General features: G+C 70.6%; 17 protein-coding genes. 8 read left to right on the top strand and 9 right to left on the bottom strand.

All coding sequences use genetic code 11. The annotated features are described in order from the left end of the window. The first annotated feature begins 99 nt into the window (after positions 1 to 99). Positions 100 to 336, top strand: coding sequence for a glutaredoxin family protein (locus ABZ911_RS31200; RefSeq protein ID WP_358063880.1), 237 nt, complete (start codon positions 100 to 102; stop codon positions 334 to 336). Here ABZ911_RS31200 and ABZ911_RS31205 read toward each other — a convergent pair. Then, entirely contained in the window at positions 333 to 1,931 is a 1,599-nt protein-coding gene (locus ABZ911_RS31205) for an antibiotic biosynthesis monooxygenase (protein ID WP_358063886.1), read from the bottom strand. The genes ABZ911_RS31200 and ABZ911_RS31205 overlap by 4 nt on opposite strands. 256 nt (positions 1,932 to 2,187) lie before the next feature. On the opposite strand from ABZ911_RS31205, the gene ABZ911_RS31210 reads away from it, so the two are divergent. The 3 genes from ABZ911_RS31210 (at position 2,188) to ABZ911_RS31220 (ending at position 4,390) form a co-directional block, all read left to right on the top strand. Continuing rightward, entirely contained in the window at positions 2,188 to 2,766 is a 579-nt protein-coding gene (locus tag ABZ911_RS31210) for a sigma-70 family RNA polymerase sigma factor (RefSeq protein ID WP_358063889.1), read from the top strand. A gap of 68 nt (positions 2,767 to 2,834) precedes the next feature. After that, positions 2,835 to 3,500, top strand: coding sequence for a DUF5667 domain-containing protein (locus tag ABZ911_RS31215; RefSeq protein WP_358063892.1), 666 nt, complete (start codon positions 2,835 to 2,837; stop codon positions 3,498 to 3,500). A gap of 17 nt (positions 3,501 to 3,517) precedes the next feature. Then, entirely contained in the window at positions 3,518 to 4,390 is an 873-nt protein-coding gene (locus tag ABZ911_RS31220) for an HAD-IB family hydrolase (protein ID WP_358063894.1), read from the top strand. A 12-nt stretch (positions 4,391 to 4,402) separates the two neighbouring features. Here the strand turns inward: ABZ911_RS31220 and ABZ911_RS31225 are convergent, their stop codons facing one another. The 8 genes from ABZ911_RS31225 to ABZ911_RS31260 form a co-directional block, all read right to left on the bottom strand. Further along, positions 4,403 to 5,425: an LCP family protein gene (locus ABZ911_RS31225; RefSeq protein WP_358063897.1), complete on the bottom strand. Its 1,023-nt coding sequence runs from the start codon at positions 5,423 to 5,425 to the stop codon at positions 4,403 to 4,405. Positions 5,426 to 5,427: 2 nt separating this feature from the next. Further along, a complete protein-coding gene (locus tag ABZ911_RS31230; protein ID WP_358063900.1) occupies positions 5,428 to 6,012 on the bottom strand; it encodes an RNA polymerase sigma factor in 585 nt (194 codons plus the stop codon). A 90-nt stretch (positions 6,013 to 6,102) separates the two neighbouring features. Next, positions 6,103 to 6,996: a lysophospholipid acyltransferase family protein gene (locus ABZ911_RS31235; RefSeq protein ID WP_358063903.1), complete on the bottom strand. Its 894-nt coding sequence runs from the start codon at positions 6,994 to 6,996 to the stop codon at positions 6,103 to 6,105. After that, positions 6,993 to 8,006 (bottom strand): NAD-dependent epimerase/dehydratase family protein, encoded by a 1,014-nt coding sequence (locus tag ABZ911_RS31240; RefSeq protein WP_358063906.1) that lies wholly within the window; start codon positions 8,004 to 8,006, stop codon positions 6,993 to 6,995. Before ABZ911_RS31240 ends, ABZ911_RS31235 begins: the two co-directional genes overlap by 4 nt. Before the next feature lie 22 nt (positions 8,007 to 8,028). Beyond that, on the bottom strand, positions 8,029 to 8,127 hold the full coding sequence (locus ABZ911_RS31245) for an AURKAIP1/COX24 domain-containing protein (RefSeq protein WP_018654693.1): 99 nt from the start codon (positions 8,125 to 8,127) through the stop codon (positions 8,029 to 8,031). A 195-nt stretch (positions 8,128 to 8,322) separates the two neighbouring features. Then, the gene (locus tag ABZ911_RS31250; RefSeq protein WP_026214222.1) at positions 8,323 to 8,526 is read right to left on the bottom strand and encodes a helix-turn-helix domain-containing protein; all 204 of its coding nucleotides are present in this window, start codon (positions 8,524 to 8,526) and stop codon (positions 8,323 to 8,325) included. Positions 8,527 to 8,838: 312 nt separating this feature from the next. Beyond that, on the bottom strand, positions 8,839 to 9,621 hold the full coding sequence (locus ABZ911_RS31255) for a phosphatase (protein WP_358063909.1): 783 nt from the start codon (positions 9,619 to 9,621) through the stop codon (positions 8,839 to 8,841). A gap of 10 nt (positions 9,622 to 9,631) precedes the next feature. Beyond that, positions 9,632 to 10,795 carry an acetoin utilization protein AcuC gene (locus ABZ911_RS31260; RefSeq protein WP_358063912.1) on the bottom strand — a complete coding sequence of 388 codons (1,164 nt, stop codon included), beginning with the start codon at positions 10,793 to 10,795 and terminating at the stop codon, positions 9,632 to 9,634. A gap of 100 nt (positions 10,796 to 10,895) precedes the next feature. Here ABZ911_RS31260 and ABZ911_RS31265 point away from each other — a divergent pair, with 100 nt between their 5' ends. From ABZ911_RS31265 to ABZ911_RS31280, 4 genes are read left to right on the top strand one after another with little or no spacing between them, the layout of a single operon-like run. Continuing rightward, complete coding sequence (locus ABZ911_RS31265) at positions 10,896 to 12,032, top strand: histidine kinase (RefSeq protein WP_358063915.1); 1,137 nt, start codon at positions 10,896 to 10,898, stop codon at positions 12,030 to 12,032. Then, the gene (locus tag ABZ911_RS31270; RefSeq protein ID WP_358063918.1) at positions 12,029 to 12,688 is read left to right on the top strand and encodes a response regulator transcription factor; all 660 of its coding nucleotides are present in this window, start codon (positions 12,029 to 12,031) and stop codon (positions 12,686 to 12,688) included. Before ABZ911_RS31265 ends, ABZ911_RS31270 begins: the two co-directional genes overlap by 4 nt. A 50-nt stretch (positions 12,689 to 12,738) precedes the next feature. Then, positions 12,739 to 13,692, top strand: coding sequence for an ABC transporter ATP-binding protein (locus tag ABZ911_RS31275; protein ID WP_358063921.1), 954 nt, complete (start codon positions 12,739 to 12,741; stop codon positions 13,690 to 13,692). Next, positions 13,689 to 14,462, top strand: coding sequence for an ABC transporter permease (locus ABZ911_RS31280; protein WP_358063924.1), 774 nt, complete (start codon positions 13,689 to 13,691; stop codon positions 14,460 to 14,462). Before ABZ911_RS31275 ends, ABZ911_RS31280 begins: the two co-directional genes overlap by 4 nt. Positions 14,463 to 14,466: the final 4 nt, after the last annotated feature.

Below are 14,466 nucleotides of genomic sequence, written 5' to 3' on the forward strand. Positions count from 1 at the left end.
GGTCTGGCCTGGACCGCGCCAACAGTATCGGGGCCGTCTTTCAGGTTAATCCCTTTGTGAACCGACGCACAAAGTCGGGGCTCCGGATACCGTGGCGGCATGCACCGGATCACGCTGCTGGGCAAGCCAGGCTGCCACCTCTGCGACGACGCCCGCGAGACCATCGCGAGGGTGGCCGGCGAGCTCGGCGTGCCCTGGGAGGAGATCGACATCAACTCCTCGGCCGAGCTTCAGGAGAAGTACTGGGAGATGATCCCGGTCACGCTGATCGACGGCGTGCAGCACGACTTCTGGCGCGTCACCGAGTCACGCCTGCGCGAGGCGCTCGCCTCCTAGAACATCGCCGTCGGCAGCGGCACCACCTTCGCCGCGTTGACGTTCAGCTCGATTACGTTGGTGGCCAGGACCATGCTCTGGCGCTCGGTCAGGAATCGCTGGACGTGCGGCTGGCGCTGGTGGTCGCCGTAGGCGACCTCGTCGCGGTAGAGCTCGTAGACGATGCGCTGCAGCGGGGCGGACTTCACCGAGTGGCAGGCGTAGATCAGCGTGTCGGGCTCGCCGCCGCGCACCGCCTGGACGGTCTCCTCGGCCAGCCGGTCGAACGCGTCGCCGGAGCCGTCGATGATGGTGAAGACGGTGAGCAGGCCGAAGATGTTCGGCGACGGCCTGGACTGGTGGACGGCGGCGGCCGGGCGGGTGGCGGCGTAGCCGGGCAGTTCGGCGCCGGGGTAGACCGCGCCGGTGCCCGGCATGCTGTAGTCGGGTTCGCGGGGCTGGCCGTACCCCTGGGGGACGGCGTGCGCGCCGGTCTGCGGGGTCGCGCCCGGCAGGTTGTGCGCGACGGTCCGCTCTCCGGTCTGCGGGCCGCTGCTGGGCATCCCGTGCGAGCCGCTCTGCGGGCCCGTTCCCGGCATTCCGTGCGAGCCGGTCTGTGGGGCGGCGCCGGGCAGACCGTGCGGGCCGGTCTGTGGGCCGCGGGCCAGTGGGTCGGCGCCGTTGGTCATGATGTAGCCGGTCGCCGGGCCCGCGGAGAACGGGTCGGGCGCCATCCGCGCGGCGTAGTCGACCTCCTGGTCGCCCGCGCGGTACTCGGCCACCAGGTCGCCCAGGCCCGAGTTGCGCGAGCGGCGCGGCTCGACCGGCGCGCGCGGCTCGGCGCGCTCCACCGGCGGCTCGGGCGCGGCCCGGCGCCCGCCGGAGCCGCGCTCCCAGCGCTCGTCCTTGACCCCGACGCCTCCGGCCTCCTCCTCCTCGTCCTCGTACGGCGCCAGCGGGCGCAGCACCGAGTACCAGATCGCGGCGGCGGCCACCAGCAGCAGCGCGACGGTGAACACCTCGGCCACCGCGAAGCTGACCGCGCCGACCAGCGCGATGCCCGAGGGCGCGATCACCAGTGAGGCGTGCAGGTTGTCGACGTCGGTCTCGTCGCCGGTGCGCCAGCGCAGACCGGCCACCGCCATGGCGGCGAGCATGATCACCACAACCGCGACGTGCGCGCCCAGCAGCAGGTAGGCCGGCGGCCAGTCCCAGTGGCCGGCGGCCGGCGGCAACGCCTTGGAGAACGGCGGCGTCTCGCCCACCGGGTCGAAGATCAGCACGACGGAGGCGACGACGGTGAAGGCGATGCCGATCAGCCAGGTGGCGAACTTGGCGGGCGTCTTCGTTGCGAGGAGCTGGATGAGCCCGATGGCCAGCCAGACGGGGGCCAGGAGGGAGCCGGTGAGCTGGTAGAAACGGAAGGTGGCGGTGCCGAACCCGATCAGCGAGCCCACGCCCACTACGGCCAGTGACACGCACAACGCGATCGCGGCGACGGTCCAGGCGATCAGCCAGCCCTCGCGCTCCTCCTGGAGTCTGCGGATCAGGGCGACCGAGGCGATCGCGGCGAGCAGGGCTCCGGCGAACGCGATGGCGGCGACGAGGTATTCCATGGTGTCTCCAATGCTGCCGGACAATACCTCCCAACCGGTAGCCGAAGCCGGAAGCGGGTTGGTCCAACACGGTATCCGCCGACTACCCGTAGTCATGACGGGGCTGGAGTGGATTGTGGAATTTCCAGTTGATTTCTAGAGTGTTCGAGCACGCCGCACCCCTTACCCCTAGGGATACCGGATGCCTGATTCGTGGCCGTTCGCCGGGCTCCTTCCTCCAGCGGCCGCTGGAGGAGCACGGACGAGCGAGCTTGCCGTGCGCGAAGAGGCTCCAGCCGACCACCACACGGACGAGCTGCGCACGTTGGTGCTGCGCGCGAAGACCGGTGACAGTGACGCCTTCGGAACGCTCTATGACCGATATCTCGACCTGGTCTACCGCTACATCTACTACCGGGTCGGTTCGCATCCGCTCGCCGAGGATCTCACCAGCGAGACCTTCCTTCGCGCTCTTCGCCGAATCTCGGACTTCACCTGGCAAGGCCGTGACTTCGGCGCGTGGCTCGTGACAATCGCCCGCAATCTCGTGACCGACCACTTCAAGTCCGGGCGCTACCGGCTGGAGGTGACCACGGGGGAGGTGCTGGACGTTCCGGTGGACGGGGCGAGCATCCCGGAGAACGCCGTGGTGACGGCCATCATCAACGACCGGGTGCTGCGGGCCGTCCGAGATCTCAATCCTGAGCAGCAGGAGTGCGTGGTGCTGCGGTTCCTGCACGGCCTGTCCCTCGCGGAGACCGCGCTGATCATGGGGAAGAAGAGTGGAGCGATCAAAGCGCTGCAGTTTCGCGCGGTCAAGGCGCTTGCCCGGGCCCTCAAGCCAGACTTTGATTGAAAGTTGGCGTAACCTACCCCGCCGACCCGTCGTTAGGCAGGTATCACGGGTAGTAGCGGGGAGCATTCATGGTTAGGTCGCGACCTCGGTGGTGGCCGTTCGCCACCGCTCAGAGCTCGCAGGCGCGCCTCCTCGACCGCCTGACGGAGCTCCAGTCAGTGCCGCTCGGCGGCGGGCCCGATCCGGAGTTCAGGGCCCGGCTGCGCGAGGGGCTCATGTCGGCGTCCCTGGAGGCGCCCGAAAGGGCCGCCAGGCCGTCGCGCCGCCGCCATCGGGCCGCGCGGGTGCCGTGGCTGTCCCAGCTCGTCACGGCCGGCCTGGCGCTGAGCATGATGGCCTCCGCGTTCGTCACCTACCAGGCGGTGCCGGGCGACACGCTGTACCCGCTCAAGCGGGCCGCGGAGAGCACGCTGCTGCGGCTCAGCGCCGACGACGCCGAACTGGCCCAGCGGGAGCTCATCTCGGCCCGGACGCGCGCCGAGGAGGTGGCCGCGCTGCTCGGCTCGCCCGGCGGCGGGCCGCACGTGGGGGCGACCCTGCAGGAGATGGAGGAGACCACCAGATCGGCGCTGAGCAAGCTGGCCAGGGTGGCGCCACGCTCCAAGGACATCGACACCTTCGCCAAGGACCAGCGGGAGGTCGTCGAGCCGTTCCTGCCGCAGATGGACCGCGCCCAGCAGGACCAGACCAACGGGTACCTCGACTACATCGATGGGCTGGTTCCGCCCAGATAGTTTTAAGCTGAGGTGCTATGAGGCGGCTACTGCGACGACGGCACGGGTCAGAGGCGGAGCGCGCCGGCGAGGTGGCCGCGGCCGCCGCGATCACCACACCTCCGGCGGAGCCGGACCTGCAGGCGGCGGCGTTCTTCGACGTGGACAACACGATGATGCGCGGCGCCTCCATCTACCACTTCGCCCGCGGCCTGGCCACCAGGGGCATGTTCACCACCTCCGACCTGCTGAAGTTCGCGGTCGGCCAGGCGGTCTTCCGGCTGCGCGGCAACGAGAACCCCGAGCACATCGCGGTCGCCAGGGAGACCGCGCTGGCGTTCGTCGCGGGCAGCAAGGTCGAGGACGTGGTACGGCTCGGCGAGGAGATCTACGACGAGGAGATGTCCGACCGCATCTGGGCGGGCACCCGCGCCCTCGCGCAGAGCCACCTGGACGCCGGCCAGCGGGTGTGGCTGGTCACCGCGACCCCGGTCGAGCTGGCCAGGGTGATCGGGCAGCGGCTCGGCCTGACCGGCGCGCTCGGCACCGTGGCCGAGGCGGTCGACGGCGTCTACACCGGGCGGCTGGTCGGCGACCTGCTGCACGGTCCGGCCAAGGCCGAGGCGGTGCGCGCGCTGGCCCGCCGGGAGGGCCTCGACCTGACCCGCTGCACGGCCTACAGCGACTCGGCCAACGACCTGCCGCTGCTCTCCCTGGTCGGCCACGCGGTCGCCATCAACCCGGACTCCGAGCTACGCGAGCACGCCAGGAAGTGCGACTGGACGATCAGGGACTTCCGCACCGGCCGCAAGGCGACGATGGCCGCGCTGCCCATCGCCGCCGGAGCGGGCGCGATCGCCGGTGGCGTGGCGGCGGCCCTCGCGCTGCGCAGGCACTACCGCTCGCGCTGAGCGGTCGGTCGGTCAGCCCTCCCTCAGGGATTTGAACAGCGCCGGGGCCGCGGTCTTGTGCCACTGGACGCGGTTGGGGTCCCCCGGGTCAGGGATCCAGGGGACGGTGACGAAGGTGACGTTCTTGGTGTGCTCGGCGAGGTCTCGCATCACGCCCAGGTCCAGGTTCTCGTCGGTCTTCACCCACTTCCTTGCCACCACCAGCAGGGCGTCGAGCTTGGCGGGGTCGGTCACCAGCGCGCGGGCCTTACTCGCCAGGCGCTTCATCACCGCCTGCTGACGCTTGATCCGCTGCAGGTCCGAGCCGTCGCCGTAGCGGCGGAGCCGTACGTAGCCCAGCGCCTGCTTCCCCGACAGCAGGTGCTTGCCCGCGGGCAGCTTGAGCTTGGCCTGCCGGTCGTCCACCGCCCTGGGCAGCGTGACCTCGACCCCGCCCACCGCGTTGACCATGTCCTTGAACCCGCTGAAGTTCATCTCCACGGCGTGGTCGAGGCGGACGCCGGTGGTGGCCTCGACCGCCTTCCAGGCACAGGTCAGCCCGCCGGTGTTGTAGGCCGAGTTGATCATTCCCTTCTGCGCGGGCGTGGGCCCGCAGGAGGGGAGGTCGACCACCGAGTCGCGCGGGATGCTCACCGCCACGGCCTTCGACCGGTCGGCCGACAGGTGCAGGATGATCATCGTGTCGCTGCGCGCTCCCATTCGCCGGCTGGGACTGCCCGCCTCGCTGTCGGTGCCGACCAGCAGCACGTTGAGCACCTTGCTCACGGTCGCGGGCCGGGTGCCCGACGGGGCGGGCACGTGCTCGATCCCCGGGTCGCGGAGCAGCCCGATCCGGCTGGGGCCGCCGATCAGCACGATCGGCACGGCCGCCACGGCGGCGGTGAGCGCCGCCGCGGCCGCGAGCACCGTCCAGCCCCGCAGGCGGGGGCGGGTCCTCCCCCCGCCTGCCATCCTCGCGCGCTGGCGGACCAGCGAGGCGGGCGGCTCCTGCTCCAGTTCGTCGCCGAGGTCGCGGAGCATCCTCAGGTCGTCCATGGTCACTCCTCCTCGTGCATGGGGTTGGTTTCGCCGAGCGCCGCGCGGACCTTGCGCCTGGCCCGGTTCAGCCGGGACCGTACGGTGCCCACGGGGATGCGCAGCGCGTCCGCGGTCTCCTCGTAGCTCAGGTCGCCCCAGGCGATCAGCAGCAGCACGTCGCGGTCCCGGGCGGGCAGGGCGGCCAGCGCCTGGGCGAGGAGCGGCCGGGCGGCCGACGCGGTCACCCCGGCCGCGACCGCGTCAGCGGGCGACTCGGCGGCGCTGTCCCTTGGGGCGCGCCGCAGCGCGCGGTACCTGGCCGACTCCCTGCGGTGATGCCTGGACAGCAGTTTGGTGGCGATGCCGAACAACCAGGGCCGTGCGTCGGGGCAGGACAGGTCGTAACTCTTACGGCGGGCGAAGGCGATCAGGAACGTCTCGCCCACCAGGTCCTCGGCGGGTTCGGGACCGAGCCGCTTGACGATGTACCGGTAGAGCATGCCGGAGTACCGGTCGAACAGCGCCGCGAACGCCTCCGGCTCCGTCAGGGACCGGCCGACGAGCGCGGAGTCGGAGGCCGGCATCGTGGAGGGTGAAGCCGTCATCGTGGGCACCATGGCATGAAGCCGGCCCTTCTGTGGGACGAGTGGGTCAGCGATGTATCGCCACAACCCCGGTTCCGGGTTCACGGAACCTCAGAAGAAGGCGTGCCCCCTGCGCAGGCGCAGCTCGTTCAGCATCTGCTGGACGACCTCGCGTACGTGGTCGGTGAGCTCGAAGACCAGCATGGGGTCGTCGGCCGAGGCGGGATCGTAGGAGTCGGTCCTGATCGGCTCGCCGAACTCGATCATCCACTTGGACGGCAGCGGGACCAGCCCGAGCGGCCCCAGCCACGGGAACAGCGGAGTGATCGGCAGGTACGGCAGGCCGAGCACCCTGGCCAGCGTCTTCAGATCGCCGATCTTCGGATAGATCTCTTCGGCGCCCACGATCGCCACGGGAAGGATCGGCACCCCCGCCCGGATCGCCGAGGCCACGAACCCGCCGCGCCCGAAGCGCTGCAGCTTGTACCGCTCGGCGAACGGCTTGCCCACGCCCTTGAAGCCCTCGGGGAAGACCCCGACGAGCTCGCCCTTGCGCAGCAGGCGGTCGGCGTCGTCGCGGCAGGCGAGCGTGTGGCCGGTCTTGCGGGACAGGTGGCCGAGCAGCGGAAGCCGGTAGACCAGGTCGGCGCCGAGCAGCCGGAGCTGCCGGTGCGCCTCGTCGTGCAGCGCGACCTGCAGCATCAGCGCGTCGACGGGGAGCGTGCCGGAGTGGTTGGCGACGACGAGGGCGCCGCTGTCGCCGGGCACGTGCTCCAGGCCGACGGTCCGTACCCGGAACCAGTGCCGGTAGAGGGGCCTGATCAGTTCCAGCATGACCTTGTCGGTGAGCTCGGCGTCGTAGCCGAACTCGTCGACCTCGTACTCGCCGGTGATCCGGCGGCGGACGAACGCCAGCAGCTTGGCCAGGTCGTCCGGTTCGTACGAGCGCGCCGCGGTGATCGGGATCACCTGACCGCCCTCCTCCTCGGAGGGGGAGTCGCTCACCGCAGGACACCTCCGACCAGATCGGTCAGCCAGCCCTTCGGCAGCCCTCTGGAGTGCAGGAAGTCGTCGAAGGCGGCCCCGGTGCCGAACTTGGGCCGCCACCCCAGCTCGGCGGCCAGCCGCGAGCTGTCGACGACCCTGCCGTGGCACATCAGGCGCAGTTGCTCGGGCGAGAAGTCGACCAGTCCGGCGCTTCTGGCGGCGTCGCCGAGCAGCCGGAAGCCGGAGGAGAACAGCGGCAGCGTGGGCAGCCCGGCCCGGCGCGCGCACTGCGACAGGAGCAGCACGCCGTCCCCGGCCACGTTGAACGTGCCGGGGTGATCCTCCACGGCCATCCGCCTGAGCACCTCGACCGCGTCGTCCTCGTGGACGAACTGCAGGCGCGGGTCGAAGCCGAACACGGTCGGCAGCAGCGGCTGGCTGAAGTAGCGGGTCAGCGGCGAGTCGACGCCGGGGCCCAGGAAGTTGGCGAAGCGCAGCATCGACACGGTGATGTCGGGCCGGCGGCGCGCGAAGCCCCGGACATAGCCTTCGACCTCGGCCGCGTCCTTGGCATAGCCATGGCTGGGGCCGTCGTGAGGTTCGGCGTCCTCGGTGAACACCGCTGGATCCCTTGGCGACGAGCCGTACACCGCGGTGGTGGAACGCACCACCACGCGCCGGACGGTCGCCGACCGCTGACAGGCACCGAGCAGTTGCATGGTGCCGATGACGTTGTGCTCTTTCATGGCCGCCCGGCCCGTGCTCCTCGACGGAGCGCTGACCAGGCTCATGTGCACGACGATGTCGATGTCCGCAGCCGCGATCACCTGGGCGATGTCGGGGCTGCGCAGATCCACCCGGACGAATTCCGTCCGGCCGAGTGAGATGCCGCCGTCTCGGGTCAGCGAGGGGGGCGGCACGGTGTCCACTCCGATGACACGGCTGATGTCCGGGTCCGCCGCGAGAACGCTCGCCACCCGGGCGCCGATGTGGCGCGAGACCCCGGTGACAAGCACGGTGTGGGTCATCGGCGCCTCACAGATGCGTCTACTACTTCTTGTTACGCCGCTGGATGCGGGTCTTCTTCAGCAGCTTGCGGTGCTTCTTCTTGGCCATCCGCTTGCGGCGCTTTTTGATGACAGAGCCCACGGGACCCCCAGGTACTGATAGCAAGGCTGAACCGATGTGCGAGCGCACACCGAGTCAACAGACTACCGGCGATCCACGGTAGATCGCCCCCTGGGGGCTCTCCGCGTCCGTATTCACGATGTGACCACCGACCACACCGCTACCTCAGTGTTGCGATCCAGGGCCGCCACGGGGGACGGCCGCCGCGGACGCACTTCAGCCAGCCTCGATGTAGGCCTCCCGCAGATAGTCGTGGACCGCCTGCTCCGGCACTCTGAACGACCGGCCTACTCTGATCGCCGGCAGCTCACCCGAGTGCACGAGTCGGTACACCGTCATCTTGGACACCCGCATGACCGTGGCCACTTCGGCAACGGTCAGGAACTTCACCTCGCTGAGAGGTCTTTCGCCTGCACCCATCGGACGCCTCTTCCGCACGTGTTTCCGGGTTATCCCCACTGGTGCCATCGCTCACGCACGTGTACTGCCGTCAGCGTAAGTCGGGACTCCGAGTGCGCAAACCCCCTATTTTCTCAGCTATCGGAGCCACCTGTCAGCCGAACCAGCAAACACGCTGGCCAGCAGCATGGCGGAGCCCCTCGCGTGGACGTTGGAACCGTCCAACTTCGTACACATAAGAGTCGCCCAGCCCCTCCCAAAAGTTGGCAAAGGGACGACGAGCCTCTTGGAATGCAGGCGCGAAAAGACGGTATAGGGAGGACCGAATTCGACTCAAAGGGCTCGTGAGACTCGTGTGACGAGCCGTTCCGTCAACGGAGCGTAATAGCGCGGGAGCACGTTGTCGTCGAGCGGAACCACCACATCGATCTTGCCCTCGGCCTCGCCGAGGAAGAGCGCGGGGTCGTTGCTGTCGGCGAAACCCACGGTGGGGATGCCCGCCTCACCCGCAGCACCGGCCCAGCCGTGGTCGGCGATCACCAGGTCAGGGCGGTCGTCGCCGAGCTCGGCCAGCATGGCCTCCATCGGCGCCGGGTCGTGGGTGTGCACGAACCCGCCCCGGTCGTCGAGCATCGCGATGTCGTCCAGGTAGCGGATCTTGCGCTTCCTGCCGAATCCGGCGCCCCAGTAGGCCCAGTTCTCGGCCGGCGTCAACAGGGTGGCGCCCCGCTCCCTGGCGAGCCTGGCCAGGGCCAGGTGCACGACCAGCAGGCCGGTGGGGTGCCCGGTGGCGAACAGCAGCCGGGGGTTCGGTACGGACAGCGCGGCGGCCACCCGGTCGGCCAGCGCATCGAGGGCGTCGATGGTCCGGTCCGGGTCGATGGTGTCCTGGCCCTCGCGGTGGCCGGGGTCCGCCACCACGCCCGCCGCCTTGGCCATCTGGTCGAGCACTTCGGGGTACGACCAGGGCCGCAGGCTCGTCAGCCCGAAAAGGTGATAGGGGTCCCGGTTGGCAATGGACCGGTAGTGGTCGAGGTTGTTGTCCCGCGGGGTCGCGACTTCCCCCGCGATGCGGGTGCGGACGAGTTGTTCCCGGAGTTCGTCGCGGCTCAGCAATGCGTGCTCCTTACGGCAGGGGATCAAGGCCGTGCAGGGGGAACACCGCGTTCCGGGTCGCCATGACCGCACGGTCGATGGAGTCCGCTGGGTCATAACCCTCAGCGAAGTCACGAAATTCCGGGATTCGGCCGTCGGTCATGGTGAGCGGCGGCGTCTCCCTCGTCCGCTCCCTGACCAGCGCCCGCCAGGCCATCGGGGTCGGCGTGGCCGGGTCGAGCGGGTGGCCCGACGCCTCGGCCAGCAGATGCGTCCACGTCCTCGGCACCACCTGGACCAGCTCGTAGCCCCCGCCGCCGGTGGCCACCCAGCGCCCGCCCGCCGTCTCGTGCGCCAGGCGGTGGATCGCCTCGTGCGCGGCACGCTGACCGTCGACGCTCAGCATCAGGTTGGCCAGCGGGTCGAGCGCGTGGCTGTCGCAGCCGTGCTGGCTGACCAGGATCTCCGGCTGGAACTCGCGCAGCAGCGGCGGGACCACCGCGTGGAAGGCGCGCAACCAGCCCGCGTCGCCGCAGCCGGCCGGCAGCGCCACGTTGACCGCCGAGCCCACGGCGCCGGTCTCCCCCGGCCAGCCGGTGCCGGGGAACAGCGTGCGCGGGCTCTCGTGCAGGCTGATGGTCAGCACCCGGGGATCGTCCAGGAACAGCGCCTGGACGCCGTCGCCGTGGTGCACGTCCACGTCCACGTAGGCGATCTTCGTGGCGCCCTGGGACAGCAGCCAGGCGATGGCCACGGCCGGGTCGTTGTACACGCAGAAGCCGCTGGCCAGCGAGGACATCGCGTGGTGCAGGCCGCCGGCGACGTTGACCGCGTGCTCGGCCGTACCCGACCAGACGGCTCGGGCGGCGGCGAGGGTGGCGCCCGTGATGAGCGAGGAGGCCTCGTGGACCCCGGCGAAGGCCGGGTTGTCCTCGGTGCCGAGGCCGACCGACAGGTCGGGCGCGCCGTGCGCGGAGACGCGCTTGACCGCCTCGACATAGGCGCGCTTGTGCACCAGCGCCAGTTCGTCGTCGGTGGCGGGCACGCAGCCGACCACCTCGGCGCGGTCCAGCACCCCGAGTTCGCGGGCCAGCGCCATGGTCAGCTCGACCCTGACGGGCGCCAGCGGATGGCTCGGGCCGAAGTCGTAGGAGGTGAGGGCGTCGTCCCAGACGACTCGCACCGACCGGCTCATCGCAGCTCACCTTTCGCCCCGCTCGCGCCTGCGCCCGACGTTACCGCAGCCGCACCCGACAACCTCCGCATGGTCTGAGAGTACGAAATATGGTCAAAGCATGGGTTTCGCCGGAAGGGTCTGGCGGTTCGTCCGGCGTCCTCGCGTGCTGGACACCGCCCTGGTCATGGTGTTCTGCGGGTTCCCACTGGTCGGCGGCGTCTGGATGTACCAGATCGAGGACCACAAGGCGGCCGTGGCCGCCGTCCTCTTCTTCGCCGCGAGCCTGCCCCTGCTCGTCCGCCGGAGCCGTCCCCTCACGGTCACCGCCGTCACCGTGTCCATCGACACCGTCGGACTCGTCATCGGCGTCCTCGGCTCGCTCAACCTCGCCTCGGTGGTCGCCCTCTACAGCGCGGGCCGCTACGCGCCCGGCAGGCACGCCGTGATCGCCGCCGCCCTCGCCTCGACGCCCACCGCCGTCTCCTACTGGGTTCGCACCGACCACTACGGAAACGCGGTCGCGCCGGTCCTGGCGACATTCCTGTACATCGGCGCCGGCCAGTTCGTCCGGCTGCGCGGCGAGCTCAAGGAGCGTCGGGAGCGCGAGGCCGCCGACAACGCCGTACGGGCCGAGCGGCGGCGCATCGCCAGGGAACTGCACGACGTCGTCGCCCACCACCTCACCGTGATCAACGCGCTGGTCGGCGGCGCCCGCTCGACGATGACCGCCAACCCGGTCGACGCCCGCGACGCGCTGCTGAACGCGGAGCAGACCTCCCGCGCCGCCCTCGCCGAGATGCGGCAGCTCCTGCACGTGCTCAGGGCCGACGGCGAGAGCGCGGACGCGGCCACCGGAGTCGGCGTGGCGGGCCTGACCGCCCTGGTCGAGCAGGCCAGGAGGGCGGGGTTACCGGCCAGCCTGCGGATCGGCGGGACCCCCGCCACGCTGCCCGCCGCCGTCGACCACGCCGTCTACCGGATCGTGCAGGAGGCGCTGACCAACACCCGCAAGCACGCGGCCGGCGCGCGGGCCAGCGTGCGCCTCGGCTACCAGGACGACGAAGTGGAGGTCGAGGTGCTCGACGACGGCGTGGGCCGGCGGAACGGCTCGGCGCCCGAATCCCAGGGTTTCGGGCTTGGCGGCATGGCCGAACGTGTGGCACTGTGCGGCGGACGACTGGAGACGGGGCCGCGCCCGGAGGGCGGATTCCGGGTCTACGCCAGCCTGCCGATCCCCGCGGAGGAGGCCAGATGATCAAGGTCCTTCTGGTCGACGACCAGGCGCTGGTCCGCATGGGGTTCACCATGATGCTCAACTCCCAGCCCGACCTGACCGTGGTCGGCGAGGCGGGCGAGGGTGAGCAGGCCGTACGGCTCTGCCACGAACTGCGCCCCGACGTCGTCCTGATGGACCTGCACATGCCCGGCCTGGACGGCGTGGCCGCGACCCGGCGGATCACCGCCGAACTACCCGGCATGCGGGTGCTCGCGCTGAGCACCTTCGACCTGGACGAGTACGTCGTGGCGGCGCTCAGGGCCGGGGCGGCCGGATTCCTGCCCAAGGACATCTCGCCCGAGGAACTGGTCGAGGGCGTCCGCGTGGTGCACCGGGGCGAGTCGGCCGTGGCGCCCCGGCTGCTGACCCGGCTGATCGGCACGTTCGTGCGCGCCTCCCGGTCGCCCGCGATGGGCGTGCCGCCGGGGCTGGCCGGGCTGACCGACCGCGAGCGGGAGGTGCTCGTGCTGATCGCCAGAGGCCGGTCGAACGGCGAGATCGCGCAGGAGCTGGGCGTCTCCCCGTCCACCGTGAAGAACCACGTCACGAGCCTGTTCGGCAAGATCGAGGTGCGGGACCGGGCTCAGGCCGTCATCGTCGCCTACGAGGCGGGGCTGGTCAGCGCGGGGGCGTAGGAGCAGGGTCCCAGGGCGGGGGTGCGGGCCGTACTCCGAGGCAGGAGGACATGACCGTCCCGCAGCAGGAAGAGATCCGCGTGCCGGTCGGCGAGCCTGGATCCATGAGCGTGATCCAGGCACGAAGACTGAGCAAACACTACGGGCAGACCGTGGCCGTCGCCGGGCTGTCCTTCGATGTGGAGCCCGGGCGGGTGACCGGGTTCCTCGGTCCGAACGGCGCGGGAAAATCCACCACGATGCGCATGATCCTCGGCCTCGACCGGCCCTCCGGAGGGGACGTGCTGATCGGCGGCAAGCACTACGGGGACCTGAGGCACCCGCTGCGCAGGGTCGGCGCGCTGCTGGACGCGAAGGCCGTGCACGGCGGCCGGAGCGCCCGCGACCACCTGCTGTGCATGGCGCAGAGCAACGCCCTGCCCGCCTCGCGGGTGGAGGAGGTGCTGGCCACCGTCGGGCTCTCCGCGGCCGCCAAGCGCCGGATCGGCGGCTTCTCGCTGGGTATGTCGCAGCGGCTCGGCATCGCCGCCGCGCTGCTCGGCGACCCGGAGATCCTGCTGTTCGACGAGCCGGTCAACGGCCTCGACCCGGAGGGCATCCTCTGGATCCGTACGCTCATGCGCAAGCTGGCCGCCGAGGGCCGCACGGTCTTCGTCTCCAGCCACCTGATGAGCGAGATGGCGCAGACCGCCGACCACCTGATCGTGATCGGCAAGGGCGAGCTGATCGCCGACACCAGCGTGTCGGAGTTCATCGGCCGCAGCTCCCAGGGGTACGTGCGGGTGCGCTCGAACCGGCTCGCCGAGGTCGCCGACCTACTGGGCGCCGGTGAGCTGCACGCCGACCACCTGCGGGTGACCAGCATGAGCGCGGGCGACGTCGGCGTGCTGACGATGAAGGCCGGGCTGCCGCTGGAGGAACTGGTGTTCGTCCAGCCCACGCTGGAGGCGGCCTACATGGAACTGACCAAGGAGACGACCGAGTACGAGGCGGTGGCGTCATGACCGGCGAGGTCCTGCGGTCCGAGTGGACCAAGATGCGCTCGGTGCGCTCCACGATGTGGACGCTGATCTCGGCGGCGGTCCTGATGCTGGTGATCGGCGGGCTGCTCTCGTTCGCGGTGTCGAACTCGGCCGAGGAGTCGGCCGAGTTCAGTGTGGACCAGGCGCTCAACATCTCGCTGGGCGGCCTGCAGTTCGCCGCGCTGGCCATCGCCACGCTGGGCGTGCTGGTGATCAGCGGCGAGTACCGCACCGGGATGATCCGCACCTCGCTGCTCGGGGTGCCGCAGCGGCTGCGGCTGCTGGCGGCCAAGGTGGCGGTGTTCACGGTGGTGAGCCTGGTCGTCACCACGGCCGCGGCGTTCGCCGCGTTCTTCCTGGGCCAGGCGTTCCTGGGGACCAAGAATCTGGACGCGGCGATCGGCGATCCGGGCGTCATGCGCGCGGTGTTCGGCGCCGCCCTGTTCCTGACCGCGAGCGGCCTGTTCGGGCTGGCGCTGGGCGCGCTGATCAGGCACACGCCGGGCGCGCTCGTCGCCGTCATCGCGCTGAACCTGGTGCTGCCGCAGATGGCGCAGATGCTGCAGATGCTGCCGGGCGAGTGGGGCCCGACCGTGGCCAGGTACTTCACCTCCAACGCGGGCACCCTGGTGGCCAGGGTGATGCCGGCCGAAGGGGCGCTCGGGCCGTGGACGGGCTTCGGGGTGTACCTCGTCTGGATCGCCGTCCCCATGGTCGCCGCGGCGATCCTGCTGCGCCGCCGCGACGCTTGAGCGG

The organism is Nonomuraea sp. NPDC046570 (assembly GCF_040645915.1).
GTDB lineage: Bacteria > Actinomycetota > Actinomycetes > Streptosporangiales > Streptosporangiaceae > Nonomuraea.